This is a genomic window from Microbacterium longlingense, assembly GCF_058349825.2.
Genome location: NZ_JBYRJA020000012.1, coordinates 21,345 through 46,663, shown reverse-complemented (window position 1 = coordinate 46,663; position 25,319 = coordinate 21,345). Strand labels below are relative to the sequence as shown.

At 70.6% G+C, this 25,319-nt stretch carries 29 protein-coding genes; 8 read left to right on the top strand and 21 right to left on the bottom strand.

Annotated elements, in window-relative coordinates:
- Positions 1 to 72: 72 nt before the first annotated feature.
- The 5 genes from AC3RXY_RS14525 to AC3RXY_RS14505 all read right to left on the bottom strand — a co-directional run bounded on the left by AC3RXY_RS14525 (position 73) and on the right by AC3RXY_RS14505 (position 4,774).
- Positions 73 to 471 carry a PLDc N-terminal domain-containing protein gene (locus tag AC3RXY_RS14525; RefSeq protein WP_491511630.1) on the bottom strand — a complete coding sequence of 133 codons (399 nt, stop codon included), beginning with the start codon at positions 469 to 471 and terminating at the stop codon, positions 73 to 75.
- 178 nt (positions 472 to 649) lie between these two features.
- Positions 650 to 1,639, bottom strand: a complete 990-nt coding sequence (gene ccsB, locus AC3RXY_RS14520; protein WP_491511629.1) for a c-type cytochrome biogenesis protein CcsB — start codon at positions 1,637 to 1,639, stop codon at positions 650 to 652.
- A 9-nt stretch (positions 1,640 to 1,648) separates the two neighbouring features.
- Positions 1,649 to 3,412: a cytochrome c biogenesis protein ResB gene (resB, locus tag AC3RXY_RS14515; RefSeq protein WP_491511628.1), complete on the bottom strand. Its 1,764-nt coding sequence runs from the start codon at positions 3,410 to 3,412 to the stop codon at positions 1,649 to 1,651.
- Positions 3,393 to 4,154, bottom strand: coding sequence for a cytochrome c biogenesis CcdA family protein (locus tag AC3RXY_RS14510; protein WP_491511627.1), 762 nt, complete (start codon positions 4,152 to 4,154; stop codon positions 3,393 to 3,395). Before AC3RXY_RS14510 ends, resB begins: the two co-directional genes overlap by 20 nt.
- Positions 4,151 to 4,774 carry a TlpA family protein disulfide reductase gene (locus tag AC3RXY_RS14505; protein WP_491511626.1) on the bottom strand — a complete coding sequence of 208 codons (624 nt, stop codon included), beginning with the start codon at positions 4,772 to 4,774 and terminating at the stop codon, positions 4,151 to 4,153. The genes AC3RXY_RS14510 and AC3RXY_RS14505 overlap by 4 nt, the downstream gene beginning before the upstream one ends.
- Positions 4,775 to 4,852: 78 nt before the next feature.
- Here AC3RXY_RS14505 and AC3RXY_RS14500 point away from each other — a divergent pair, with 78 nt between their 5' ends.
- A complete protein-coding gene (locus AC3RXY_RS14500; RefSeq protein WP_491511625.1) occupies positions 4,853 to 6,040 on the top strand; it encodes a benzoate/H(+) symporter BenE family transporter in 1,188 nt (395 codons plus the stop codon).
- Positions 6,041 to 6,143: 103 nt separating this feature from the next.
- Here the strand turns inward: AC3RXY_RS14500 and thrC are convergent, their stop codons facing one another.
- The 3 genes from thrC to AC3RXY_RS14485 form a co-directional block, all read right to left on the bottom strand.
- On the bottom strand, positions 6,144 to 7,577 hold the full coding sequence (gene thrC, locus AC3RXY_RS14495; RefSeq protein ID WP_491511624.1) for a threonine synthase: 1,434 nt from the start codon (positions 7,575 to 7,577) through the stop codon (positions 6,144 to 6,146).
- 300 nt (positions 7,578 to 7,877) lie between these two features.
- On the bottom strand, positions 7,878 to 8,501 hold the full coding sequence (locus AC3RXY_RS14490; protein ID WP_491511623.1) for a histidine phosphatase family protein: 624 nt from the start codon (positions 8,499 to 8,501) through the stop codon (positions 7,878 to 7,880).
- 49 nt (positions 8,502 to 8,550) lie between these two features.
- Complete coding sequence (locus tag AC3RXY_RS14485; RefSeq protein ID WP_491511659.1) at positions 8,551 to 9,255, bottom strand: DedA family protein; 705 nt, start codon at positions 9,253 to 9,255, stop codon at positions 8,551 to 8,553.
- A 144-nt stretch (positions 9,256 to 9,399) separates the two neighbouring features.
- On the opposite strand from AC3RXY_RS14485, the gene aspS reads away from it, so the two are divergent.
- Entirely contained in the window at positions 9,400 to 10,740 is a 1,341-nt protein-coding gene (aspS, locus tag AC3RXY_RS14480; RefSeq protein ID WP_491511622.1) for an aspartate--tRNA(Asn) ligase, read from the top strand.
- A 137-nt stretch (positions 10,741 to 10,877) separates the two neighbouring features.
- Positions 10,878 to 11,060, top strand: coding sequence for a YegP family protein (locus tag AC3RXY_RS14475; protein WP_491511621.1), 183 nt, complete (start codon positions 10,878 to 10,880; stop codon positions 11,058 to 11,060).
- 114 nt (positions 11,061 to 11,174) lie between these two features.
- Here AC3RXY_RS14475 and AC3RXY_RS14470 read toward each other — a convergent pair whose 3' ends face one another.
- The 8 genes from AC3RXY_RS14470 to AC3RXY_RS14435 form a co-directional block, all read right to left on the bottom strand.
- A complete protein-coding gene (locus tag AC3RXY_RS14470) occupies positions 11,175 to 11,930 on the bottom strand; it encodes an amino acid ABC transporter ATP-binding protein (protein ID WP_491511620.1) in 756 nt (251 codons plus the stop codon).
- Positions 11,927 to 12,721 (bottom strand): amino acid ABC transporter permease, encoded by a 795-nt coding sequence (locus AC3RXY_RS14465; protein WP_491511619.1) that lies wholly within the window; start codon positions 12,719 to 12,721, stop codon positions 11,927 to 11,929. The genes AC3RXY_RS14470 and AC3RXY_RS14465 overlap by 4 nt, the downstream gene beginning before the upstream one ends.
- 27 nt (positions 12,722 to 12,748) lie before the next feature.
- Positions 12,749 to 13,585 (bottom strand): transporter substrate-binding domain-containing protein, encoded by an 837-nt coding sequence (locus AC3RXY_RS14460; RefSeq protein WP_491511618.1) that lies wholly within the window; start codon positions 13,583 to 13,585, stop codon positions 12,749 to 12,751.
- A 271-nt stretch (positions 13,586 to 13,856) separates the two neighbouring features.
- On the bottom strand, positions 13,857 to 14,138 hold the full coding sequence (locus AC3RXY_RS14455) for a glutaredoxin family protein (RefSeq protein WP_491511617.1): 282 nt from the start codon (positions 14,136 to 14,138) through the stop codon (positions 13,857 to 13,859).
- On the bottom strand, positions 14,135 to 14,446 hold the full coding sequence (locus tag AC3RXY_RS14450; protein WP_491511616.1) for a rhodanese-like domain-containing protein: 312 nt from the start codon (positions 14,444 to 14,446) through the stop codon (positions 14,135 to 14,137). The genes AC3RXY_RS14455 and AC3RXY_RS14450 overlap by 4 nt, the downstream gene beginning before the upstream one ends.
- 101 nt (positions 14,447 to 14,547) lie before the next feature.
- Complete coding sequence (locus AC3RXY_RS14445; RefSeq protein ID WP_003792170.1) at positions 14,548 to 14,646, bottom strand: 30S ribosomal protein bS22; 99 nt, start codon at positions 14,644 to 14,646, stop codon at positions 14,548 to 14,550.
- A gap of 117 nt (positions 14,647 to 14,763) precedes the next feature.
- A complete protein-coding gene (locus AC3RXY_RS14440; protein WP_491511615.1) occupies positions 14,764 to 15,621 on the bottom strand; it encodes a Sir2 family NAD-dependent protein deacetylase in 858 nt (285 codons plus the stop codon).
- 41 nt (positions 15,622 to 15,662) lie between these two features.
- Complete coding sequence (locus AC3RXY_RS14435) at positions 15,663 to 16,397, bottom strand: NRDE family protein (RefSeq protein WP_491511614.1); 735 nt, start codon at positions 16,395 to 16,397, stop codon at positions 15,663 to 15,665.
- A gap of 57 nt (positions 16,398 to 16,454) precedes the next feature.
- Between AC3RXY_RS14435 and coaBC the strand changes: the two genes are divergently transcribed.
- Both coaBC and panB read left to right on the top strand, forming a co-directional pair.
- The gene (gene coaBC, locus AC3RXY_RS14430) at positions 16,455 to 17,711 is read left to right on the top strand and encodes a bifunctional phosphopantothenoylcysteine decarboxylase/phosphopantothenate--cysteine ligase CoaBC (protein WP_491511613.1); all 1,257 of its coding nucleotides are present in this window, start codon (positions 16,455 to 16,457) and stop codon (positions 17,709 to 17,711) included.
- A 106-nt stretch (positions 17,712 to 17,817) separates the two neighbouring features.
- Positions 17,818 to 18,666: a 3-methyl-2-oxobutanoate hydroxymethyltransferase gene (gene panB / locus AC3RXY_RS14425; RefSeq protein ID WP_491511612.1), complete on the top strand. Its 849-nt coding sequence runs from the start codon at positions 17,818 to 17,820 to the stop codon at positions 18,664 to 18,666.
- Here panB and panC read toward each other — a convergent pair.
- The 3 genes from panC to AC3RXY_RS14410 are packed head-to-tail and all read right to left on the bottom strand — an operon-like array spanning position 18,612 to position 20,729.
- A complete protein-coding gene (panC, locus tag AC3RXY_RS14420) occupies positions 18,612 to 19,556 on the bottom strand; it encodes a pantoate--beta-alanine ligase (RefSeq protein WP_491511611.1) in 945 nt (314 codons plus the stop codon). The two genes, panB and panC, sit on opposite strands and share 55 nt — an antisense overlap.
- Positions 19,553 to 20,323, bottom strand: a complete 771-nt coding sequence (locus AC3RXY_RS14415) for a DUF2520 domain-containing protein (protein WP_491511610.1) — start codon at positions 20,321 to 20,323, stop codon at positions 19,553 to 19,555. Before AC3RXY_RS14415 ends, panC begins: the two co-directional genes overlap by 4 nt.
- A complete protein-coding gene (locus tag AC3RXY_RS14410; protein WP_491511609.1) occupies positions 20,316 to 20,729 on the bottom strand; it encodes an ArsR/SmtB family transcription factor in 414 nt (137 codons plus the stop codon). Before AC3RXY_RS14410 ends, AC3RXY_RS14415 begins: the two co-directional genes overlap by 8 nt.
- A gap of 204 nt (positions 20,730 to 20,933) precedes the next feature.
- On the opposite strand from AC3RXY_RS14410, the gene AC3RXY_RS14405 reads away from it, so the two are divergent.
- From AC3RXY_RS14405 to AC3RXY_RS14395, 3 genes are all read left to right on the top strand, one after another.
- Complete coding sequence (locus AC3RXY_RS14405) at positions 20,934 to 22,292, top strand: TrkH family potassium uptake protein (RefSeq protein WP_491511658.1); 1,359 nt, start codon at positions 20,934 to 20,936, stop codon at positions 22,290 to 22,292.
- Positions 22,285 to 22,956 (top strand): potassium channel family protein, encoded by a 672-nt coding sequence (locus AC3RXY_RS14400; RefSeq protein WP_491511608.1) that lies wholly within the window; start codon positions 22,285 to 22,287, stop codon positions 22,954 to 22,956. Before AC3RXY_RS14405 ends, AC3RXY_RS14400 begins: the two co-directional genes overlap by 8 nt.
- A 145-nt stretch (positions 22,957 to 23,101) precedes the next feature.
- On the top strand, positions 23,102 to 23,764 hold the full coding sequence (locus tag AC3RXY_RS14395; protein WP_491511607.1) for an alpha/beta fold hydrolase: 663 nt from the start codon (positions 23,102 to 23,104) through the stop codon (positions 23,762 to 23,764).
- 101 nt (positions 23,765 to 23,865) lie between these two features.
- Here AC3RXY_RS14395 and proC read toward each other — a convergent pair whose 3' ends face one another.
- Both proC and AC3RXY_RS14385 read right to left on the bottom strand, forming a co-directional pair.
- On the bottom strand, positions 23,866 to 24,705 hold the full coding sequence (gene proC / locus AC3RXY_RS14390; RefSeq protein WP_491511606.1) for a pyrroline-5-carboxylate reductase: 840 nt from the start codon (positions 24,703 to 24,705) through the stop codon (positions 23,866 to 23,868).
- A 95-nt stretch (positions 24,706 to 24,800) separates the two neighbouring features.
- Entirely contained in the window at positions 24,801 to 25,262 is a 462-nt protein-coding gene (locus AC3RXY_RS14385) for a nucleoside deaminase (protein ID WP_491511605.1), read from the bottom strand.
- Between the last annotated feature and the right edge of the window lie 57 nt (positions 25,263 to 25,319).

Sequence of the window (25,319 nt, the reverse complement as noted above, 5' to 3'; positions counted from 1 at the left end):
TCGCTGCCGCCAGATGCGGACGGCGGTGCGAAGGGCCTGCCCTCCGCACCGCCGTCCGCGATGGATGCGATCTCAGCGCAGGCGCGCGAGAGCGCCCTGCTTGAGAGCGTCGAACTCGGCCGGCGTGATGCTTCCCGCCTGGAGGAGCGCCTGGGCGCTGGCGATCTCATCGGTGGGCGTGATCCCGCCGGAGACCGACCGGATGTAGTCGTCTGTCGCCGCGCGCGCCTCGGCGGCCTGCGCTGCCGCGCGCTCGCCCATGCCGCCACCCCGGAAGATCAGGTACGCCAGAGCAGTGACGAAGGGCAGGAAGATCAGGAACAGCAGCCAGATCGCCTTGGCGAAGCCGCCCAGCTTCCGGTCGCGGAACAGGTCGCTGATGATCGAGAACAGTGCGATCAGATAGGCGACGAAGACGAAGATGGTGAGGAACCACCAGATGGCGTCCCAGATCGTGGTCCAGAAGGTCATGCCTGTCTCCTCTCCGGCCCGCGCACGGGCCGGTCGGTGCCGCCCGGGGGTCGGCGGCGGACGCCGAGCACCACCCGGATGTCGGCACCTCGACCTTATGGGCAGGCGGAGGCCGGTGCCACACCGCAGCAGGAATGTGTCGCAATGCGCGCGGCTCTCCCGCACGCATCAGGGCGGCTCAGCTCAGGCCGGAGTAGGCGTGGAGGCCCTTGAAGTAGACGTTGACGACCGTGAAGTTGAAGATCACGGCGGAGAAGCCGATGATCGACAGCCACGCGGATCGAGCGCCCCGCCAGCCGCGGGTCGCCCTGGCGTGGATGTAACCGGCGTAGAGCACCCAGATGATGAAGGTCCAGGTCTCCTTGACGTCGAAGCCCCAGTACCGCCCCCAGGCATCCTGCGCCCAGATCGCGCCGGCGATGAGCGTGAACGTCCAGAAGATGAATCCGACGGTCGCGAAGCGATACGCCATGCCCTCGAGCTGATCGGCGCCCGGGACGGTGCGCAGGAACCCCGGCCCGGTCTTCTTCGCCCCCTCGAGCAGCAGGCGCTCCCGGCGGATCTGCAGCAGCTGCAGCGCAGACAGGGCGAAGGAGAGCGCGAGGAAGGCCGTGCCGAGGGACGCGACGAAGATGTGGATGACGAGCCAGATGCTCTTGAGCGGGTCGGGCAGCGGTGCGACGTCGACGTAGAAGCTGATCGCGGAGCCGCCCAGCAGCATCACGACAAGGCCCAGCACGAACGTGCCGAGGTAACGCAGGTCCACCCGGGTGAGCATCAGCAGGTACACCGCGACGATCAGCAGGGTGCCGGTCATCGCGAACTCGTAGAGGTTCGCCCACGGCACGCGCTCGGCTGCCACACCGCGCAGCACGGTCCCGACGAGGTGGAACGCGAAGCCCAGCACCGCGAGGCCCGTGCCGATGCGCGCCATCACCGATCCCCGTGGGGCCGGGGCGGCGGAGTCTCCGGACGGAGCACCCCCCGCGGGCGCCGCGACGGGAGCTCCGGCGCCCACCAGCTCCCGGGCGGGCTCAGCGATGAGCTTCGCGTCTGAGGCGAGCTGCGAGCGGCGCGCGAGGTCGAACACGTAGGCGATGAAGCCGGCGGTGTAGACCGCGATCGCGGTCCAGATCAGCAGCACCGAGAGCGCATCGAGATCGAGCATGGAGTCAGCCTACTTTCGGTTTTCATGGTGCGCGCCGGGTTCGTCCCCGGCATTCGGGCGCGGGGCGTCAGCGCGGAGCCCGAGACCCGTACGGTGCCCGGCGGCGAGGGCGTCGACCGCCGCGGCGAGGGTCGGGTCCTCCCCGCGCGCCAGGCCCGCGTACTCGATCCGCACGGTGCCGTCCTGGCCTGGCACCGCCTTCACCCACATCCGCCGCCGCGGCACGAACAGCGCGGAGAGCAGGCCGAGCACGGCGAGGATCGCGAACAGCAGCACCCAGGTCGCCGACGCGTCGTGGTGGATCTGCAGCGAGACGAAGCGCTTGACCGGCTGCTGCGCGCCGTCGAGCGTTGCGTCCTCGAACTCGATCGAGCCCAGCCCGCCCGGCAGGTCGGTACGCTGCCCCGGCATGAGCTGGATCGACTCGAGCACGGTGCCGCGACCGGTGAGCTTGGTCATGTCGGTGGTGTCCAGCACGTACACCGAGCGCGGCGTCCCGTCGTCGATGCCGAGATCCCCCACGTAGACGTCGAGCGTGAGGACAGGCGACACGAGATCGCCGTACACCGACGTGAGGGCGCCGGTCTCCAGGGTCGCCGCTGTCGGGTAGAGGAATCCGAGCAGACCCACCTGCTGGTCCAGGCCATCGGCGACCTTGATCACGCCGAGCGAGGTCATCGTGGCGTTGTTCTGCGGCAGGAACGGCACCGACTTGCGGAACACGATGTCGTCATCGGCGTCACGCACGGTGACCGTGGGAGCGTAGCCGTTGCCGAGCAGGTAGACCTTGTCGCCGTGCACGTCGAGGGGGTGGTTGACCCGCACGCCGCCGTCCCACTCTTCGCCGTCGATGCCGGTGACGTCGACGTGGGCCTCGTAGTCGACCGGCTGCCCCTCACCCGGCTCGCCGGGGCGCGGGTAGGTGACGTCGAAGCGGTCGAGCACCAGGCGGTAGGGGGCGAGCGCGTGATCGGAGACGAAGCGTCCGCGGTTCATCGAGTCGTAGTCGACGAGGGCGTTGACGAAGGGCTCGCCCTCGACCACCACCTTCTGGCCGGTGTACGCGAAGCCGCCACCCACCCCGACCGAGACGAGCACCCCGAGCAGCGCCAGGTGGAACACGAGGTTTCCCGTCTCCCTGGCATATCCGCGCTCCGCCGACACCGAGCGGTCACGCGCCGTGTCATAGCGTTCCACGCGGTAGCCCGCCGAGCGCAGCTGCGAGCTGGCGAGGACGACCGCGCGCTCTGCGAGGTCGTCGGCGTCCGTCGCATCCGGCACGTCATCCACGGCGACCACGTCGGAACGGTGGTCATCCAGGCGCTGCAGGCGCACCGGCGTGCGCGGCGGACGCGAGCGCAGGGCCTTGATGTGGTGCCGGATCCGGGGGATCACACAGCCGATCAGCGAGAGGAACAGCAGCAGGTAGATCGCCGAGAACCAGACAGACAGGTACACGTCGAACAGCTGCATGCCGTCGAGGATCGGGAACAGGTCGGGGTTGTCGTCCTTCCACTGCAGCACGCCGTTGGGGTCTGCCATGCGCTGCGGGAAGATCGACCCGGGGATCGCGGCGACCGCGAGGACGAGCAGCAGGATGATCGCGGTGCGCATCGAGGTGAGCTGGCGCCACCCCCAGCGCAGCCAGCCGACGACCCCGAGGGCCGGCTGATTCACCTGGTCCCGGCCGCCGTCGATGTGATCGGCCGGGCGCAACGGGTCGGACGCCGCCGTGGATCGAGCCTCGTTCCGGTCAGAGCGGGAGTTCGACACTCTGCATCACCGCCCCCAGTCGGCTCATGAGGTCGTTCCACACGCCCGTGAGCATGAGAACGCCGAGAAGGATCAGCAGCGCACCGCCGACGATGTTGACCGCCCGGATGTGCCGCCGCAGGAAACCGACCGAACGCGACGCCCAGCCGAATCCGAGCGCGACGAGCAGGAACGGGATGCCCAGACCGAGCGAGTAGGCCATGCCCAGCACAGCGGCGCGCCACGGGTCGCCCAGGTTCCAGGCCACCGCGGTGATGGCACTGAGGGTCGGCCCCATGCAGGGGGTCCACCCGACGCCCAGCGCGATGCCCAGCAACGGCGCTCCGAGCAGGCCGGCACGCCCGGAGACGTCCATACGGATGCTGCGCTGGGCGAAACCGAACAGGCCGATGAACACCAGCCCCATCAGGATGATCACCGCCCCGAGCACCCGCGTGATGACGTCGCCCCACTGCAGGAAGAACATCCCCGCAGCCCCGCCGAGCGCGGTGAGGGCGACGAAGACGAGCGAGAACCCTGCGATGAACAGCACCACGCCGAGCACGAGCCGCGCCCGGCCCTGGCTGGTCGGCGCGGCGTCCGCCGGCGTCGCCGAGCCGCCCGCGGCTCCCCCGAGGAAACCGAGGTACCCCGGCACGAGGGGCAGGACGCACGGCGAGAGGAACGACAGCAGGCCCGCCGCGATCGCGACGGGCACGGCGAGCCAGAGGGCGCCGCCGCCCACGAGGCCGTCGATGGTCATGAGGTCTCCGCGACCGCCTCGCGCACGAGGGTGGAGAGGATGGACGCGCTCTCCAGCTGGCCGATGATGCGTGCCGCCACGCGGCCCTCGCGGTCGAGCACGACGGTGGTGGGCGTCGCCTGGATCGGCGTGACGCGCGCGAACGCGAGCTTCGCGTCGCCGCTGCCCGCGTCGATGATGCTCGGATAGGTGATGCCCCAGTTGTCGGCGAAGGCCCGCGCGGTGTCTGCCTCGTCGGAGGTGTTGACGCCGATGAACACCACGTCGTCCTCCTGGTAGTCGTTCCAGACCTGCTCGAGGTCGTCGGCCTCCACCCGGCACGGGCCGCATGCGGCGTACCAGAAGTTCACCACCACGACCTCGCCGAGCACATCGCTCGACCGGAACGTCTCACCGTGCTCAGTGACCCCCTCGAAGACCACCGGCTCACCACGATCGGCTGGCTTGATCTCGTCCACCCGAAGGCCGTTGGAACCGACGTACCCCTTGTCGCCTCCGGCGAGGTAGTCCTCGCTGACGGGGTCGGGCGAGCATGCGACGAGACCGGCGGAGAGAGCGGCGATCAGCGCGATCGCCGCGAAGCGGCCGCGCACGGGGGTCCTGTGTGCAGGCAGGGGCATGGTTCCACCGTAGGCGGTGACCCTATGCGGCAGCTTGGTGACCCCGCCCCCGCCCGGCCGGGCCCCTACGATGTCAGGATGCCGCTCCCCTCCGCGCCCGTCCGGGGCGACCTCGCCCGTCCGCTGCTGGCCGGCGTCACCACGGCTCTGGTGGGCTTCACGAGCGCGTTCGTCGTCGTCCTCGCCGGTCTCACCGGCGTCGGTGCCACACCCGACCAGGCCTCCGGCGGCCTCCTCGCGGTGAGCGTGACGATGGGGCTCGCGACGATCCTCCTCGCCGCCACCACACGGATGCCGATCACCGTGGCCTGGTCGACACCGGGTGCCGCCCTGCTGGCCACCACCGGGACCGTCGAGGGCGGCTGGCCCGTCGCGGTCGGCGCGTTCGTGGTGACCGGCGCGCTCATCGTGCTCACCGGGCTCGTGCCCCAGCTGGGCGCCCTCATCTCCCGCATCCCGGAGTCTGTCGCCCAGGCGATGCTGGCCGGGGTGCTCCTGCCGCTGTGCTTGGGCCCGATCACCGGAATCGTCGAGAACCCGGCCGCCGTCGCGCCCGTCGTGGTCGTCTGGCTGATCGCGCTGCGGCTGCTCCCTCGGTGGGCCGCACCGCTGGCGTTCGCGACCGCCGCGATCGTGATCGGCGTCCACACGGCAGCCACCGGGGCGATCGTGGAGGCCGCGAGCATCGCACCGCGCGTGACCTTCACGACCCCCGAGTTCACCGTCGCCGGAGTCGTGGGTATCGCCCTGCCGCTCTATCTGGTGACGATGGCCTCGCAGAACGTCCCGGGCGTGGCGGTGATGAAGGGCTTCGGCTACGACGTGCCGTGGCGGCCGGCGATGATCGTCACCGGGGTCGGCACGCTCGCCGGCGCGGCATCCGGGGGCTACGCGATCAACCTCGCCGCCATCAGCGCGGCCCTCGCCGCGGGCCCGGAGGCGGGCGAGGACCGCTCGCGCCGCTGGATCGCGAGCGTGACGTCCGGTGTGATCGTGGTGGGACTGGGGATCGCGTCGGCGGCGTTCGGCGCCCTGGTTCTCCTCGCCCCCGCCGGCCTGATCCCCGCGGTCGCCGGGCTGGCGCTGTTCGGCACGCTCGCGGCGTCGCTCAAGGCGGCCCTCGCCGAGCCTGCCGAGCAGGTTCCCGCCGTGATCGCATTCGCGACGGCCGCGAGCGGCATCGCGATCGCGGGCGTGAGCGCGGCCTTCTGGGCGCTCGTGGCCGGTCTCGCGGTGCGCACCGCGCTGCGGCTCGGCCGGCGCTGACCGCCGCCCGCTCCTGCCGAGTCACCAGGATTTTCCGGCCGGCGGCCGGAAAATCCTGGTGACTCGGCAGGCCGCACCGCGGCCCGGGGCGGAGACGGCGGCGTCAGCCGGCCGCCGGCGTCGTGTGCGCGGAGATGTAGTCGCGCAGGTGCGCGACGTCGTCGGGGATCTCCACGACCCGCTGCGGCAGATCCAGGAGCTCGGTGATGTGGGGCGGCTGCGCCGGGGCGTCGGCGCCGAGCGCCTCGACCACCGTCTCGGTGAACTTCTCCGGTTTGGCGGTCTCCAGCACCAGGGTGGGAATCCCCGGCGTGCTGTGCCGCAGCGCGACGGCGACCGCATCCGCCGTGTGCGGATCGATCACCACGCCGTAGCGTTCGCGCACCAGGCGGATCGTGCGGATGCGATCGTCGTGGGTGCTCGTGTCGCTGACGATGCCGAACTCCTCCTCGAAGCGCGCCCGGTGGTCGCTCAGGTCGAGCCGGCCGTCGCGCTCGAGGAGCGGCCAGCGCGCCGCGAACTCCTCGGCCCCCAGCACGTCGAAGATGAAGCGCTCCAGGTTCGAGGCCTTCGAGATGTCCATCGAGGGGCTCGTGGTGGCATACGTGTCCGCGCTCGACCGGGGAGCGTACACGCCGGTGCGGAAGAACTCGTCGAGCACGTTGTTCTCATTGGTCGCCAGGATGAGGCGGTGCACCGGCAGACCCATCCGGCGGGCGAGGTAGCCCGAAAAGATGTTGCCGAAGTTCCCGGACGGCACCGCGAAGGAGACCGGAGCCGCGGCGCGCTCCTCGGCGGGGAGGTCGTCCGTCGCGCGCAGCCATGCCCAGAAGTAGTAGACGATCTGGGCGCAGATCCGGCCGAAGTTGATCGAGTTCACGGCGCCGATCGCGTGCGCCGCCTTGAAGGCCGCGTCGCCGGAGATCGCCTTGACGAGGTTCTGGCAGTCATCGAAGACGCCCTCCACGGCCAGGTTGTGGACGTTGTCGTCGTCGATCGAGAACATCTGCGCGCGCTGGACAGCGCTCATCCGCCCGCTCGGGGAGAGCATGAAAACGCTGATGCCGTCCTTGCCGCGGAAGGCGTGCTCCGCGGCAGATCCGGTGTCGCCTGATGTCGCGCCCAGGATGTTGAGCGTGCGGCCGGTGCGCGCGAGCACGTACGGCATCGCCTGCCCGAGGAACTGCATCGCCAGATCCTTGAAGGCCAGCGTCGGCCCTTCCGAGAGGCCGACCAGGGTCACCTGCTCATCGAGCGGCGCCACCGGCACGGTGCCGGCGGTCGGGAAGTTCTCCGGGGCGTAGGCGGCAGCCACGAGACCGGCGAGGTCGTCGGCGGGGATGTCTGCGGCATAGAGCCCGATGATGCGTGCAGCGAGCTCGGGATAGGACAGTCCGCGCCACTCCTCGCGCTGCGCGGCGGTGACCACCGGCACCTCGGCCGGCACGACCAGCCCGCCGTCGGGCGCGAGGCCGTCCAGCAGCACGTCGATGAACTCTGCGGGCGGCATCTGACCGCGCGTGGAGATGAACGTCATGGTCGAGGGTGTCCTTCCGGGAGCTCGCCGTGGGGCGCTGGCCACGGGCGTGTCTCCATCGTAGAGGGGGCCGCATCGTCGAGGCGTCCGCGGGCACCCCTCCCCTCCCTCCTCCCCTCGCTCCGCTCGGTCCGCCGAGTCACCAGGATTTTCAGGCCCGCGGGCCTGAAAATCCTGGTGACTCGGCACGCGCGCAGCGCGGTATGCGGGGGCGCAGCGCGGTATGCGGGGGCGCAGCGCGGTATGCGGGGCGCGGCGCGGTATGCGGGGCGGTGCGGGCGCGCGGCGCGCTGGGGGCGCTCAGACAGCGCCGAGGTCGATGCCAGCCGGCGCGGGCTCGGCGTAGTCCACCTCGCGCCACCCGGCGGCGTCGCGCTCGAAAGACGTCACGCTCGACAGCGCACACCGGCGCGTGCGCGGATCGTGACGGAACGGGAGGCCCGCCACGTCGAGATGCGCGATCCAGATCGGCGCCTGGTGCGACACGATCACCACATCGCCGCCCGGGGTCTCCTCCCATGCGGCATCCATCGCCGCACGCATCCGCGCCGCGATCTCCGCATAGGGCTCTCCCCAGCTGGGCCGGCTGGGGCGGCGCAGATGCCACCAGTTGCGCGGGTTGCGCAGCGAGCGGCTCATGCGCGTTCCCTCGAACACGTTCCAGGGCTCGATCACGCGCTCCTCCACCGCGGGCTCGAGCCCGAAGCGGTGCGCGAAGGGCGCGGCGGACTGCCGCGTGCGCTCCAGGGGAGAGCAGCGGAGCGCGGTCACCGGCCGGTCGAGCGTGGCGACGTGGTCGGCGGCCGCCTCGGCCATGCGCTGGCCGGCGTCGCTCAGGCGATACCCCGGAATGCGTCCGTAGAGGACGTGCTCCGGATTGTGCACCTCGCCGTGGCGGACGAGATGGAGTCGTGCGGCGGGCATGGGGCTCGCTTCCCTCTGCGGTCGGGTCGCGCCGAGTCTACCGAGCCCGTCAGATCTGGGTCGGGCGCCGGGTCTGCGGGTCGACCACCGCGATCGGCCCGGTGACGACGGCCACGCGGTCGGCGCGGATCTTGCGCACGCGGATCGCCACGAAACCGACGACGAACGCCACCACCGCGACGATCACCACGTTCTGCGCCACGTCCATGTACTGCTCGATGATGTGCCAGCCGGTGCCCAGGAACCATCCGACGAGGATGAAGGCCGTGTTCCAGATCAGGCTGCCGATACCGGTGAACAGCCCGAACCGCAGCAGCGGCATGCGCGTCACCCCCGCCGGGATCGAGATCAGACTGCGGAAGATCGGGATGAAGCGGCCGAAGAACACCGCCTTCGAGCCGTGCCGGTTGAACCACGCGATCGTCGCGTCCACGTCCGACACGGCGATCAGAGGCAGCCGCTCTGCGATGCGGCGCAGGCGCTCCGCCCCGAGCCATGCGCCGAGCCCGTAGAGGGCGAAGGCGCCGACGAGCGACCCGATCGTGGTCCACAGGATCGCCGACCACAGCGGGAAGGCGCCCTGGTGCGCCGCGAGCCCCGCCATCGGCAGGATCGCCTCGCTCGGCAGCGGCGGGAAGAGGTTCTCGAGCGCGATCGCCAGGCCGGCCCCGTAGGGGCCGATCACGTCCATCAGGCCCACGACCACGTCGACGAGCGAGGAGAGCCACGACGTGCTCTCGGTGGCGTTGGTCATGCGAATGCTCTCCCCCGGGGCGTTCTCGGTGCACGCGACAGGTCCGCGCGTCATCGTCGGCCCGAGGCTACCGGCCGGTGCCTGGGAAATACCGGCATCCCCGTCCGCGGAGACGCATCCGCGGCCCGCGTAGACTGGGGCCTCGTGAGCGAACGCATCCTTGTCAAGCAGTTGCAGGCCCGCGAAGACGGACCGGTCCAGGTCTCTGGCTGGGTCGAGACGGTCCGCGATCAGAAGAAGGTCCAGTTCGTCATCCTGCGGGATGAGTCCGGAGCCGTGCAGCTGGTCAATCCCGCCACCCGGCCCGCGGAGGACGGCACGGAGCAGGACGCGGCAGCGCTGGCGCTGACCGACCTGATCTCGAACCTCTCGCACGGCACCTTCCTGACCGCGCGCGGCACCCTCAAGCACGACGAGCGCGTGAAGCTCGGTGGGGTCGAGATCAAGATCGACGAGCTCGACATCGCCGCGGCGGCTCTCCCCGAGACCCCCATCGCGGCCGACAGCGGACTCGACAAGCGCATGGACTGGCGCTTCCTCGACCTCCGTCAGGAGCGCAACAACCTCATCTTCCGCGTGCAGACCACGCTGGAGCACGCGATGCGCAGCTACTGGATCGACCGCGACTACATCGAGATCCACTCCCCCAAGCTGATGGCCAGCGCGTCGGAGTCCAACGCCGAGCTGTTCGAGGTGCCCTACTTCGAGGACAAGACGGCGTATCTCGCGCAGAGCCCGCAGTTCTTCAAGCAGATGGCGCAGTCGGCCGGCTTCGGGAAGATCTTCGAGATCGGCGACGTCTACCGCGCCGACCCGTCTTTCACGTCGCGCCACGCGACCGAGTTCACGTCGGTCGACGCGGAGATCAGCTGGATCGACTCCCACGAGGATGTCGCGCGGATGCAGGAGGAGCTCCTGGCCACCGCGATCCAGGCGGTCAAGGACAAGCACGGCGACGAGATCGAGCGGCTGTTCGGGGTCGAGGTCGAGGTTCCTGCGCTGCCCTTCCCGCGCATCCCGCTGCACGAGGCGCGTGAGATCGTCGCGGCCCGCGGGTACGAGATCCCGCGCACAGACGGCGACCTCGACCCCGAGGGCGAGCGGCAGGTGTCTGCGCACGTACGGGAGACCTTCGGCCACCCGTTCGTGTTCGTCACGGACTACCCGACCGGCATCCGCCCCTTCTATCACATGCGCGACGAGGAGACCGGGCTCACCAAGAGCTATGACCTCCTCTACAACGGTGTCGAGATCACCACGGGCGCGCAGCGCGAGCACCGCGTCGAGGTGCTCGAGGCCCAGGCCCGGGAGAAGGGCATGGATCCTGCGGAGCTGGAGTTCTACCTCGACTTCTTCCGCTACGGCACCCCGCCGCACGGCGGCTTCGGCATGGGCCTGGCTCGCGTGCTGATGCTGCTGCTGGGTCAGGAGTCGATCCGCGAGGTCACGTTCCTCTTCCGCGGTCCCACCCGACTCGCGCCCTGAGCCGACGACACGACGGCCGCCCTTCTCCGCCCCCGCACCCGGGGGCAGCGAGAACGGCGGCTGTCGTGCTGTCTGATTCCCTCGCATGGATGCCCTCCCGGGCGATACCATCGGCTCACCCGATCGAGAGGAACCCCATGGCAGGGAAGTTCGAGCTGTACCAGGACAGGGCGGGCGAGTATCGCTTCCGCCTCAAGGCCGGCAACGGCGAGGTCATCGCGACCAGCGAGGGCTATACGTCCAAGTCCGGCGCGCTGAACGGCATCGACTCCGTGCGGCGCAACGCGGGCGACGCGGAGGTCGTGGAGATCGACGCCTGAGTTCGCGGACCTCGGTCACGCGCTTCGCTCGCACATGTGCACCCTGCTCGGACTGAAGCGGCTGGCTCCTCCGAGGCACGGTCACATGTGCGAGCGAACCGTTCGCACCGGGTCTCAGAGCACGCGCGACAGGAAGCTCTGGGTGCGCGGATGCTGCGGATTCGCCAGCACCTCGCGCGGGTCACCGTCCTCGAGGATGTGCCCGCCGTCCATGAAGATCAGCCGCGAGCCGACCTCCCGGGCGAAGCCCATCTCGTGGGTGACGACGAGCATCGTCATGCCCTCCTCTGCGAGATCGCGCATGACCGCGAGCACCTCGCCGACCAGCTCGGGATCGAGCGCAGAGGTCGGCTCGTCGAAGAGCATCATGTCGGGGTTCATGCACAGCGACCGCGCGATCGCGACGCGCTGCTGCTGACCGCCCGAGAGGTGTCCGGGATACGCCGTGGCCTTCTCGGCCAGGCCCACCTTCGCCAGCATCTCGTGCGCCACGCGCTCGGCGTCGGCTTTCGAGCGATGCAGCACACGCCGCTGCGCGATCGTGAGATTGCCGAGCACCGTCATGTGCGGGAAGAGGTTGAACTGCTGGAACACCATGCCGATGCGGCGACGCACCCGATCGATATCGACATCCGGGTCGGTGATGTCGATTCCCTCGACGAGGATCTTGCCGTCGGTGGGCTCCTCGAGCAGGTTCACCGACCGCAGCAGGGTGGACTTCCCGGAGCCGGACGGCCCGATGATGCACACCACCTCCCCGGCCGTGACGGTGAAGTCGATGCCCTTGAGCACCTCGTTCTCGCCGAAGGTCTTCACCAGGCCCTGCACGTGGATCGCGGGGGCCTGCAGGTCGATCAGGTCGGTGCTCATCTCTGCTTCGCCATCCGTCGTTCGAGCCACGCGACGAACCGCGTGAGCGGGATCGTCACCACCAGGTAGAGCAGCGCCGCCATCACCAGCGGCGTCGCGTTGGCGCTCTGGTTCATCACATCGCGCGAGAAGGTCGTGAGCTCCTTGGTGAACAGCGTCGACCCGGCGATGAACAGGAGCGAGGTGTCTTTCAGCAGCAGCACGAACTCGTTCGTGAGCGGCGGGATGACCACCCGGATCCCCTGCGGCAGCACGATCCAGAACGTCGTCTTCAACGGCGACATGCCCAGCGACCGCGCCGCCTCCGCCTGCCCCTTCGGCACGGCCTGGATGCCCGCGCGGATCACCTCGGCCATGTACGCCGAGGCCACCACGATCAGCGCGATCAGTCCGCCGCCGATGGGTCCGCCCGGGAACTTCACCCCGTCGAACGCGATCGGCACCATGTACACGAACGCGAAGATCGTCAGCAGCGCGGGAAGACCACGGAACAGCTCGATCCACGCTGTCGCGAACCAGCGGAACGGCCCGATGCTGGACAGCTTCAGCAGCGCCATCACGGTGCCGAGCGCCAGGCCGCCGACGAACGCCGTGAGGGTGAACAGGATCGTGTTCTTCAGGGCGATCGTGATGATGCCGGGCCACATCGAGGCCGCGACCTCGCCGTTGAGGAACTGGTGCGCGAACACGCTCCAGTCGGTGGCCACGACCAGCCACACCAGCAGCGCGATGACGATCACATAGACGGTTCCCCGGTAGATGCGGTTCCGCGTCCGTCTCTTCAGAGCCATCCCGGCCCCCTCAGCTCGCGGCTCCGGTCACTTCGCCGCGAAGTAGGAGTCGTAGATCTCCTGGTAGGAGCCGCTGTCGCGCAGGCTCTGCAGCGCCGCGTTGACGGCCTCGCGCAGCGCGTCGTTCTTGCCCTTGGCGAAGGCGAAGCCGTACGACTCCTCGGTGTCGTACTCCTCGACGATGACGTAGGTGTCATCCGCGCGCTCGTGCACCACGTTGACCGGCTGGTCCTGCAGGATCGCGTCGATCTGCCCGGCCTGGATCGCCGGCCACAGCTCACCGTCTGAGGGGTACTGCACGAGCTCCGCGCCCGTGGCGTGCTCGGTGGCGTAGAGCTCGCCGGTGGTGCCCTGCTGCACCCCGACCTTCTTGCCCGCAAGGTCGCCGATGCCGGTGATGCCGGAGTCTGCACGCACCAGCAGCGACTGCAGCGAGTCGTAGTAGGGATCCGAGAAGTCGATGTTGGCCTTGCGCGCGTCGGTGATGGTCATCGCCGACGCGCCGATGTCACACGTGCCGGCCACGAGGGTGGTGCCGGACTGCAGCGCGTCGAAGCTGACGTCCTGGATCGCGATGTCGAGATCGAGCTCGCCGGCGATCGCGGTGAGGAGGTCGATGTCGAAGCCGGAGTAGCCACTCGGCGACGAGGCGTCCTCGACCTCGAACGGCGGGTAGGGGATGTCGGAGCACACCGTCAGCGCACCGTCGGCGACCAGGATGTACTCGGATCCGGCCTGAGCCTCGCCGTCGCCCGGCGTCTGCGTTCCTCCGCCGGCGCCGCCGTCGCTGTTCGTGGCGCAGCCGGTGAGGGCCAGGGCAGCGATGGTGCCGGTGGCGAGGGCGAGAACGAGGCGTCGTTGCATGAGAAGCTCCTGACTGCGATGTCTGGTGATGCGCCGATGTGCGGCGGCGTGGCTCTCATCATGTCACGCAGCGTCGGCGGATACCGGCGGTGACGGCGCGGTCGGCGATCACAGTTGGATCACATCGAACCGAGCGCGTTTGCCCGTACTCAGGCAGGATCCCCAGCCCCATTCTGCCGCGCCCCGGGATGACGAGGCGGTGGGCAACTGCAACAGGTTTCTGCCTGAGTTGGGATCGGTCGCGGCGTACCAGCGCCGCCGAGCGGCGGGTTCAGCCGGCCGCGGTCTCCAGCGCCACCCGCAGCCGGTCTGCCGAGACGCGCCAGTGCGCATGCAGGGCCCCGTCGATCAGCACGACCGGGATCTTCTCCCACCACTGCTCGAAGAGCGCCGGATCGTCGAGGATCGACGCGCGCGTCACCACGATGCGCTCGGCCACGGCGTCCGGCACCTCGGCCACGACGGCGTCGACGATCTCCTCGGCGACATCGCAGAGGTGGCAGTCCGGCTTCCCGATGAGGGTCAGCGCGATGGCGTCCTCGGCGTGGTTCACGCCGAGGGGGTCCCGGGGACCTCGACGGCGTGGCCGGCGGCGATCCAGGCACCGGTGCCGCCCTCGACGTTGGTGGCGTCGTAGCCGCGCGCCTCGAGCGCCTCGACCACGCGGGCCGAACGCCCGCCGGCCTGGCAGATCACCGCGAAAGCGTCGCCCGGCAGCATCTCGAGCAGGTCGCCGAGCTCAGACATCGGGAGGTTGACGGCGCCCGGCACGTGCCCGGCGGCGAACTCGTCGCGCTCACGCACATCGATCAGCGGGGTCTGGGGGGCGGCGGCGAGCTCCGCGACGGTCATCGTCTGCATCCTGGTGCCTTTCCTTCGTCTGTGCTTCTGGCGGATGCCGCAGCACCCGCCCGCAGAGACACGAAGCGCCCGTCCGGAGACAGGCGCTCGGTGTCGGTCGCTTACTTCTTGTTGCGACGCTGGTGGCGAGTCTTGCGAAGCAGCTTGCGGTGCTTCTTCTTCGCCATGCGCTTGCGGCGCTTCTTGATGACAGAACCCACGGAAACCTCACTACGTCAGGGGCTGGACGCCCCATCTGCGGGCGCCCGGGATCGGGCACGGAAAAAATGCCTCGAACGAGTCTACCGCATGAGCGGCGTCACGCGAATCCGCGGCGCTCAGCCTCCGGTTCCGGCGCTCCCCAGCGTGCCCGCCAGGGCCTGCAGCGTCTCGGTCGCCCCGGCGTCGATGCGCACCTGCACGGCCGGGCGCCCGTCGAGCGCCGTCGGCCCCCGATTGACGACACCGAGCGGAATGCCGCGGGCCTCGGCGCGATGCACGAGACGGATTCCGGTGTTCACCGCCAGGGAGGAACCCACCACGATGAGCGCAGACGCACCGGCCACCGCATCCGCCGCGCGCGCGAACACCTCCGGGCGCACATGCTCGCCGAAATAGACCACATCGGGGCGCAGCATCCCGCCGCAGGCGGGACAGACGGGCACCCGCACGCCGTCGATGTCCGTGACGTCCGCGTCACCGTCCGGGGTGAGCGCGGCGTGCGCGTTGCGCGCGGCGAAACCGGGGTTGGCCTGCTCGAACCATCCCAGCACCTCTCGGCGGGTGAACCGGTGGCCCTCGGGGATGCACCGGATGACGTCGCCGTTGCCGTGCAGCTCGATGAGCCGCACCGATCCGGCACGACCGTGCAGGCCATCGACGTTCTGCGTGATGACGCCGGTGAGCAGGCCCCGCTGCTCGAGCGCGGCGACCGCGCGGTGGCCGTCGTTCGGCTCGATTCCCTGGGTGCGCAGCGCCCCCACCGCTGCACCGGCCCAGAACCGGCGACGGTAGGCATCGTCTCGGACGAACTGCGCGATGCTCATGGGCGTGCGAGGCGGGGTGCCCTCGCCTCGGTAGTCGGGGATGCCGGAGTCGGTGCTGACGCCGGCTCCGGTCAGCAGCGCCACCGGACCGGCATCGAACAGGGCGGCGAGCGCGGCGATGCGGTCCGCGGTGGGGGTGGCCGAGGTCATCCTCCCAGCGTAGGCGCGGCGGAGGAGGGCGGAGCCGGCCCTCAGCGCTCTGCCGGCCGCACCGGGGGCACGAGGTCCACCCGGTTCCACACCCCCGGTTCGTCGAAGGCGCCGGAGACGACCTCGGCCCCGGCGGGCGAGATCGATGCCGCGCAGACGAGGAGCGACAGGGTCGGGTACCCGTGCACCCGGTTGTCGCGCACGATCGCGCGATCATCGCGGGGCCCGAGGCGCGTCGTTGCCTCCAGGGCGTCGAGCCACGGCAGCCACCAGTCCGGCCCGTCTTCCGGCTCAGGGAAAGCGTCGCGCCAGGCGACGATACGCGGGGTCTGCCCGTCGTCCACATCGTCGTGGGCGATCATGTGGACGCCGGGAGGAAGCGTTGTCGTGCGCAGCGCGATGCCGTCCCAGGTCTGCACCCGCGTACGGGCGGCGGTCACGTCGACGAGGTTGAACCCGTCGGTGGGCGGCGCCGTGCCGAGCTCGTGCCCGGCGACCGCATCGAGCACGACACGACCGCGCGACATCGGCGCCCGCCCCGGCGGCAGTCCGGCTGCCGCACGGTTGAGGATCACGGCGACGCGACCTCGCCGCTCGTCTGCCGCGAGCCACGCGCCCCCGGCGAGCGCATCGCGCACCCCCACGATTCCGGGATGATCGTCTGGCCACCACGCCCCGAGGGGCTGCCAGGCTCGCGCCGGGTCCTCATCGCGTACCGCGAGCAGCCGGGTCGGGCGCGTGGGGTCGGCGGGGACGTGGAGGATCGCGGTGCACATTCGCGGGGTCTCCTCTCGGCGGCACGGCCGCCTCTGCTCGCGTGGGAGGATCGGGGCATGTTCATCGTCGTCGGCGTCACGGGCGGCATCGCCGCGTACAAGACGGTCCATCTCGTCCGCGGTCTGGTCACCGGCGGTCACGACGTGCACGTGGTGCCCACCGAGGATGCGCTGCGCTTCGTCGGCACGGCCACCTGGGAGGCCGTCAGTCGCAATCCTGTCACCACCAGCGTGCACGAGGACGTCGCGGAGGTGCGGCACGTCTCCCTCGGCACCCGCGCGGATCTGGTCGTCGTGGCCCCCGCGACGGCGAACACCCTGGCCCGGATGGCGGCCGGCATCGCCGACGACCTGCTCGGCGTCACCCTGCTCGCCACCACAGCGCCGGTGGTCGTGGCCCCCGCGATGCACACCGCGATGTGGGAGCACCCGGCGACCGTGGCGAACATGCGCACCCTGCGCGCGCGGGGCGTGCACGTCGTCGGCCCCGCGGACGGACCGCTCACCGGCGGCGACACGGGACCCGGCCGGATGTCAGAACCGGAGGACGTCCTGGCAGCCGCGCTGGCCGTCGCCGCGGACGCCGGTGCGAGGCCGGCTGACCTCGCCGGCCTCGCGGTCGCCGTGTCGACGGGAGGAACCCGCGAGCCGATCGATCCGGCGCGTTTCATCGGCAACCGTTCGAGCGGCCGGCAGGGCGCCGCTGTCGCCCTCGCGGCCGCCGAGCGTGGCGCCCTGGTGCGGCTGGTCGCCGCCCATGTCGACGACGGCGTGCTCGCGGCCGCCGCCGCGCACCCCGCGATCGAGGTGGAGCGGGTCTCGTCCGCCGCGCAGCTCGCTGCGGCGATGCAGGCGGCCGCCGGAGACGCCGACGTCGTCGTCATGGCTGCCGCGGTCGCCGACTACCGTGTCGCGACGGTGTCCGACGTGAAGCTCCGCAAGGAGGAGGGCCCGCCGCGCCTGGACCTGGTCGAGAACGCCGACGTGCTGGCCGCGCTGGCTGCTGCGCGGCAACCCGACCAGACGGTCGTGGGATTCGCGGCCGAGACGGCCGCCGATCGGGACGAGCTGCTCGAGCGCGGCCGCCGCAAACGCCGCCGCAAGGGTGTCGACCTGCTCGTGGTCAACCGCATCGACTGGGACCACGGCTTCGAGCAGACCGACAACGCCGTGGTGATCCTCGACCGAGACGACGCGATCGTCGCCGAGACGGCCGGAGCCAAGAGCGCGATCGCCGACGCCCTCTGGGACACGGTCGTAACGCAGCGTCGCACGGTGTCCGCCGAGACCGGGAGCGCCCCGGAATCACCCTAGAGTTGACGGGGCTCTGCCCCGGGCGTTCGCACCGGGTCACCGCCGCCGCCACGCATCGCCAGGCTCGCCGCGAGCGCCAGGCCCCGGCCCTTCGAGGAGCATTCCCATGACGGAACAACCCGCACCCTATGGTTCCGGCGCCCCCGGTTCCGCTCCCGCCGCCGGGCGCATCCGGATCCCGCACCTGCAACGGATGAAGCAGGAGGGCCACCGCTGGGCGATGCTCACCAGCTACGACATGTACACCGCTGCGGTGTTCGAGGAGGCCGGCATCCCGGTGCTGCTGGTCGGCGACTCCGCGGCGAACAACGTGTACGGCTATGACACGTCGATCCCGGTCACCGTCGATGAGATGCTGCCGCTCGTCCGCGCGGTGGTGCGTTCCACGTCCCGCGCACTGGTGCTCGCCGATCTCCCGTTCGGCTCGTATCAGGCATCCCCCGAGCAGTGCTTCCTCACCGCGGCGCGGTTCATGAAGGAGGGCGGCGCGCACGCGGTCAAGCTCGAAGGCGGCGTCGAGATGGTGCCCCAGGTGGAGAAGCTCACCGCCAACGGCATCCCGGTGATGGCCCACATCGGCTTCACCCCGCAGTCCGAGCATCAGCTGGGCGGCTACCGCGTGCAGGGCCGCGGCGATGATGCGGAACGGCTCATCGAGACCGCACGCGCCTTCGAGAGCGCCGGCGCCTTCGGCGTGCTCATCGAGATGGTGCCGGCCGAGGTCGCGGCACGCATCACCGCGGCGGTCGGCATCCCCACGGTGGGGATCGGCGCCGGCGGCGCCTGCGATGCCCAGGTGCTGGTCTGGCAGGACATGGCCGGGCTGCGCACCGGCCGGCTCCCCCGGTTCGTGAAGCAGTATGCGGATGCCCGCACGCTGCTGCGCGACGCGGCCGCCGCCTACGCCGCGGAGGTCGGCTCCGGGGCGTTCCCGGCGCCGGAGCACACCTTCTGAGCCGCCGCTGAGCCGGTGAGATCGGCGGGCGCCGCTGCCGCGGTGCCGGCGCGCAGGATCCGGTTGTCGATGAGGCGCGCCGCGCCGACGCGCGCTGCGACGGCGAGCAGGGCGTCGCCGTCGACGCGGTCGAGTGCACGCAGATCGTCCGCACCGCGCAGCTCCAGGTACTCCGGCTCGATCCCGGCTTCCCCGAGGACGCCGTGCGCGACGGCGACCAGCGCGTCTGCGCGGCGTTCGCCATCGGCGAGGGCGCGCTCGGCGGCGACGAGGGCGCGGTTCAGCGCGGTGGCCCGCTCCCGCGCTGCGGCGTCGAGGTAGACGTTGCGCGAGCTCATCGCCAGACCGTCCGGTTCCCGGACGATGGGGCACGCCTCGATCCGCACGGGCAGATCGAGGTCGCGCACCACCCGGCGCACCACGAGCACCTGCTGCGCGTCCTTCTGCCCGAAGTACGCGGCATCCGGCATCACGATCGAGAGCAGCTTCGCGACCACGGTGGCGACGCCGTCGAAGTGCTGGGCGCCGCGGCGAGCGCCGCACAAGACGTCGGTGATGCCGGCGACGTGGATCGTGGTGGCGAAGCCGTCCGGGTACATCTCTCCCGGTGCGGGGGCAAAGAGGACATCGGCGCCCGCGCCGCGCGCCAGGGCCGCGTCGCGCTCCTCGTCGCGCGGGTAGGAGGCCAGGTCCTCCCCTGCACCGAACTGGGTGGGATTGACGAAGAGCGACACCACGACGAACCCGTCCGCCTCTGCGGCCCGGCGGATCAGCGAGAGGTGGCCGTCGTGCAGCGCACCCATCGTCGGGACAAGCCCCACCGATGCACCAGCGGAACGCGCCTCGGCGACGGCCCCGCGCACCTCGGCGATGCTGCGCACGATCTTCATCCGACCCGCTCCTCGTCTGCGATGGCGGCGGGCGCGTCGCGCGCCACCAGCCGCCGTGTCTGCGCGCACAGCTCGTCGAACAGCGCGACAAGCTCGGGCGCTCCCGCCTCGATGGCTGCCCGCTGACGCTGCACGGTCGCTTCGTCCCCCCGTGCGATCGGCCCGGTCACAGCGGCGCGCGGGCCGACGGCGATCCCGTTCTCGACGGTCGCCCGCATGAGCGGGGCGAGCAGCGCCCGCGCGTCCGCCGCGGAGATCCCGGCCAGGCCGGCGACGCGTTCTGCGGCGTCCTGCAATGCGATCACGAAGTTCGACGCCATCGATGCGGCGGCGTGATACGCGGCCCGCCCGGCGTCGTCGATCGGGAAGGCGCGGCCGCCCACCGCCGCGACGATCCGGCGCGCCGTCTCCTGCGCCGCAGGAGCGTTCCCGGCGACAGCGCATCCGAGTCCGTGGAAGATCTCTGGCGGCTCGTCGCCGACGAACGTCTGCAACGGGTGGACCCCGAAGTCCACCCCGGCAAGCGGCGTGGCCCCCGAGACATGGCCGATCAGTCCCGCCCCTCTCGCCGCCGCGGACGCCGGACCGATCTGAGCATCTGGCACGCACAGCAGCACGGCCTCCGCCGCTGGCACCGGTTCCCCGCGGCCGACCGGCCCGCGCACCGGCACGCCGGCAGCCCGCAGGGCGCGCGCGAACACACCGCCGACACGACCGCCGCCGACGATCGTCACCGTCAGGCCGCCGTCCGCCGCGGTGTCAGGCACCGAGACGCTTGAGCGCCGTGGTGACGACGTGCTTCGCCGACGCCGCAGCACGGCCGACGAACTCCGCCGCGTTCGCGGCGCTCTCCGGAAGAGGACCGACGAGCTCGTCGATGTCCGACGCGTCGGCGTAGACCTCGGCCAGGAACGGCACCAGCCAGTCGTCGACCTCTTCGAGCGGCGCCACAGCCAGGCTGTAGAAGCGGCGCTGGCCGTCTTCGCGCACCGTGACCAGATCGGCTTCACGAAGCACCTTCAGGTGCTTCGACACGGTGGGCTGGCTGACCCCGAGCTCGCTGACGATCTGCGTGACGCTCGTACCGGCATCGGCCTCGTCGGAGCGCTGCAACAGGAGCTGGAGGATCTCGCGCCTCGTGCCGTCCGCGATCACATCGAAGATGTCGGTCATGCTGACAGGGTAGTCCGCCCTCACCGGGAGTACCATGACGGGGCTGGATCGAGCACCCCGCACCTGCCCTTCGTGCCGAGGACCCGACCGGCGGAGAGGATGTCGGAGGTCATGTCGCCGGTCGGTTCGCCGAGGCCGTCACGCGAGACGTGGGCGCAGGCTGCCGAGCACGGCCGTGGCCTGCTCCGCGCCACGCGCGCACTCATGACGTCGTCGCCGTCGCGCTTCGCGATCATCGTGTTCGCAGCGCTCATCCTGCTCTTCACCGGGCTGCTCTCCCTGCCCGCCGCTGCCGCAGACGGCCGCGCGACGGCGCCGGTCGACGCCCTCTTCACCGCGGTGTCCACGATCTGCGTCACCGGACTCGCCACGGTCGACATGGCGACGCACTGGTCGCCGTTCGGAATGGTGCTGATCTTCCTCGGCGTGAACATCGGCGGCCTCGGCGTCCTCACCCTCGCCTCGCTCCTCGGCATGGTCATCTCACGCCGGCTGGGCCTGCGGGCCAAGCTGCTCGCCGCGGGAGACACCAATCCGCTGCGCGCCCACGGCGGGCCGGTCGACGAGCGCCAGAGCGTGCAGCTCGGCGAGGTGGGCCAGCTGCTGCGCACCGTCGCGATCTCGGCGCTCGTGATCGAGGCCGGGATCGCGGTGCTCCTCTACGGCGCGCTGCTGCTGGCCGGTGTCGATCCCCTCACGGCGCTGTGGGAGGCGCCGTTCTACGCGGCGATGGCGTTCACCAACACCGGCTTCACCCCCAACCCGGGGGGCCTGGAGCCCTTCCTCGACGACTATCCGGTGCTGACGATCCTGATGCTGGGGGTGTTCCTGGGCAGCATCGGCTTCCCCGTCATCTACGCCCTGGCCAAGCACACCTGGCATGTGAAGCGGTGGTCGCTGCACACCAAGCTGACCCTCGTCACGACCGTGGCGCTGTTCGTGGGCGGGGCGCTCATCTTCCTCCTCCTCGAATACGCCAACCCGAAGACCTTCGGGTCGATGGAGGCGCTGGACACCACGTTCCACGCGTTCTTCCTCTCGGCGATGACGCGCTCCGGGGGATTCAGCGCTGTCGACCCTGCCGACCTCTACGGCTCGTCTCATATCGTCGCGGCGATGCTGATGTTCGTCGGCGGCGGGTCGGCGTCCACTGCCGGCGGCATCAAGGTCACCACGCTCGCCGTGATCGCCCTCGCGGTGTGGTCAGAGGCGAAAGGGCGCTCCTCGGTGGAGGTCTACGGCCGCACGATCCCCAGCGACGTGCAGCGCGTGGCGATGAGCGTCGTGGCGTGGGGCGCGACGATCGTCGCGATCGCCACCGTCACGATCGCGCAGATGACCAAGGCGCCCGTGTCCGAGGTGCTCTTCGATGTGGTCTCCGCCTTCGGCACGGTGGGCCTCAGCACTGGCCTCACCGCCTCGCTCGACGACCCCGCGGCGCTGGTCATGGCCGCGACGATCTTCATGGGTCGCGTTGGTACAGTGACTCTCGCCGCGGCGGTGGCCGCGACATCCCGCAGCCAGTTGTACTCGCTGCCCGTGGAAAGGCCGATCGTTGGTTGAACAGATCCGCAGCGACGCCCCCGTCCTCGTCATCGGGCTCGGGCGGTTCGGAGCCGCATGCGCCGGCGAACTGGACCGGCTCAACCGCGAGGTGCTCGCGATCGACGCCGATATGGGCCTGGTGCAGAAATGGTCGGAGCGCGTCACGCACGCCGTGCAGGCCGACGCGCGCAACATCGAGGCGCTGCAGCAGATCGGCGCGCAGGACTTCCAGGTCGCCGTCGTGGCCACCGGCTCCTCCATCGAGGCCTCTGTGCTCATCACCGCGAACCTGGTCGACCTGAAGATCCCCCAGATCTGGGCGAAGGCGGTCTCGCAGTCGCACGGCAAGATCCTTGCCCGCGTCGGCGCCAACCACGTCGTCTATCCCGAGCGGGAGGCCGGGGAGCGGGTGGCGCACCTGGTGAGCGGGCGGATGCTCGACTTCATCCGGTTCGACGACGACTTCGTGCTGGCCAAGATGTACCCGCCGAAGTTCATCCGCGGCGTCGCTCTGTACGAATCCGGCGTGCGCACCAAGTTCAACGTCACGGTGGTGGGCGTCAAAAGCCCCGGCAAGCCGTTCCGCTACGCCGAGGCCGACACGATCATCACCAACCACGACCTGATCATCGTCTCCGGCACCAACAGCGATATCGAGCGCTTCTCCGCGCTGGATCGCTGACCCCGCACGATTGATACATGCACGTGACTGCATATGCCCGGTTGGCCGGGGCGGATGTCACAGAGATGTCACCTCCTCCCAGGGTGAGCGGCGAGGAAGCCTACTAGACTCGGGGACACGTGATCCCGCAGCGAGAGGACGTGCCATGGCCGGCCAGAATGGAGACCTGATCGAGGGCATCACCGCCCGCGAGCTCGACACCGCGCAGGGAGCGATCACGATCCTCGAGCGCGAGGGCGACAGCACCGCCACGACGCCGGAGCGCACCGTCGTGCTCGTGCAGGGTGACGCCTCGTCTCCCGCCGGCTGGCAGGAGGTCATGCTCGACCTCCCCATCGGCATCCGCGCCCTCGCGATTGATCTGCGCGGCTCTGGACCGACCTACGGTGAGCTGGTCGACGCGATCGCCGCCGTGCTCGACGCCCTCGAGCTGCCCACCGCGCATCTGGTCGGATGGTCGTCGGGAGCCGAGATCGTCACCCGCTACGCGCTGCACAACCCTGCGCTCAGCCTCAGCCTGGCGTCGCCCCGCGACCCGGCGGATATCACGGTGCTCGAGCAGAAGCCCCCGGTGCTGTGGGTGCACGACGCCCACGAGGCCTCGATCTCCGAGACCCGCCGGCTGCTCGACGCCTACGCGGCCGACGGCGGCGACGTGACCGAGCTGGAGTGGGAAGGGCTCGGCGCCTCCCCGCAGCACGAGCGCCCCGGCGCGTTCCGGCGGGCGCTGGTCGAGCGCATCGGCTTCACCGGCGCGATCAACCCGCCGCCCCCCACGGAGGCGATCATCCTCGCCTCCTCCGACTGACACGTCTCCGGCTCAGCCTCACAACAGGCGGGTGACACGAGAACAGGCTGTTTCTCGCGTCACCCGCCTGTTCTGGTGTTGTTCGCCTGTTCTCGCGCGCGTCAGTCGGCCGGAGCCGCCATCTCCCGCGCCCGGGCGGCAGCGGCATCCATCGCCCGGGTGAACAGCTCGTCCAGGTGCGCGTCCTGCAGCACCGCCACGGCGCGCTCTGTCGTGCCGCCGGGGCTGGTGACGTTGCGCCGCAGCTCCTCCGGCTCCGCCCCGGATGCCTGGAGCAGGGCCGCAGCCCCGATGAAGGTCTGCTCGGCGAGGAGCCTCGCCTGGTCGCGGTCGAAGCCGGCGGCCTCCGCGGCGCTGGTCATCTCCTCGATCAGCAGGTAGACATAGGCCGGGCCGGAACCGGAGATCGTGGAGAGCGCATCGAGCTGAGACTCGTCGATCTCGACGACGGCGCCGACGGCCTCGAACAGCCGCCGGACGAGAGCGAGCTCATCGTCTGTGATGCTCGCGCCGCGAACGACCCCGGTGACCGCGCGTCCGACCGTCGCAGGAGTGTTGGGCATCGAGCGGACGACGGCGACATCGTCACCGAGCAGCGCGGCATAGGTCGTGAGCAGCACGCCGGTCGCCACGCTCACCACGATGGCGTCTGGCCGCAGGTGCGGGGCGATCTCGCGCAGCAGCGCCGGCACGGCGTCCGGCTTGACGCCGATCACGACGATGCGAGCAGCCGCGGCAGCGACGGCGTTCGCATCGGCCTCGTCTTCGACGCTGAGCACCTCCACACCGTCGAGGTCGGCCAGCGCAGCGGCGCTCGGGCGGGTCCCGGTCGTCGCGATGATCCGCTCGGCCGGGACACCGGAGGCGACCAGGCCGCGCAGGATCGCACCCCCCATCGAGCCGGCACCGAGGAACGCGATCTCAGGAAGGTTCTCAGCCATGCGTCGATCCTACGTTCCGCCCCTGAACCCCCGCCGAGTCCGCTCCCCGTGCGGGCGTACGGGCGTGCGGGGAGTGATCCGGGGAACGGAGGGCGCTAGCGGCGGGGGGTGAAGAAAGCGCGCAGCAGGGCGGCGGAGGCATCCTCTGACACCCCACCGACCACCTCGGCCCGCACCGGCAGTCGCCGGTCGCGCAGCACGTCGTACATCGACCCCGCGGCCCCCGCTTTGTCGTCCCACGCTCCGAAGACGACCCGACCGACGCGCGCCTGCAGGATCGCGCCGGCGCACATCACGCACGGCTCCATCGTGACCACGAGCGTGCAGCCGCTGAGATTCCACGACCCGACCGACGCCGCCGCCTGACGCAGCGCGACGACCTCGGCATGCGCGGTCGGATCGCCGCTGCCCTCCCGGTCGTTACGCCCCTCACCGATGGCGTGTCCTCCCGGGTCCAGCACGACAGCGCCCACGGGCACCTCACCGGCCTCGGCGGCCTCGACGGCGAGAGCGAGGGACCGGTCCATCGCCGCGCGCTCAGCCGCCTCATCCGCCATCGCGCTCCTCCTGCCGTTCCGCGGTCGAGCCTAGCGCCGCCGGAGGCGATATCGCCG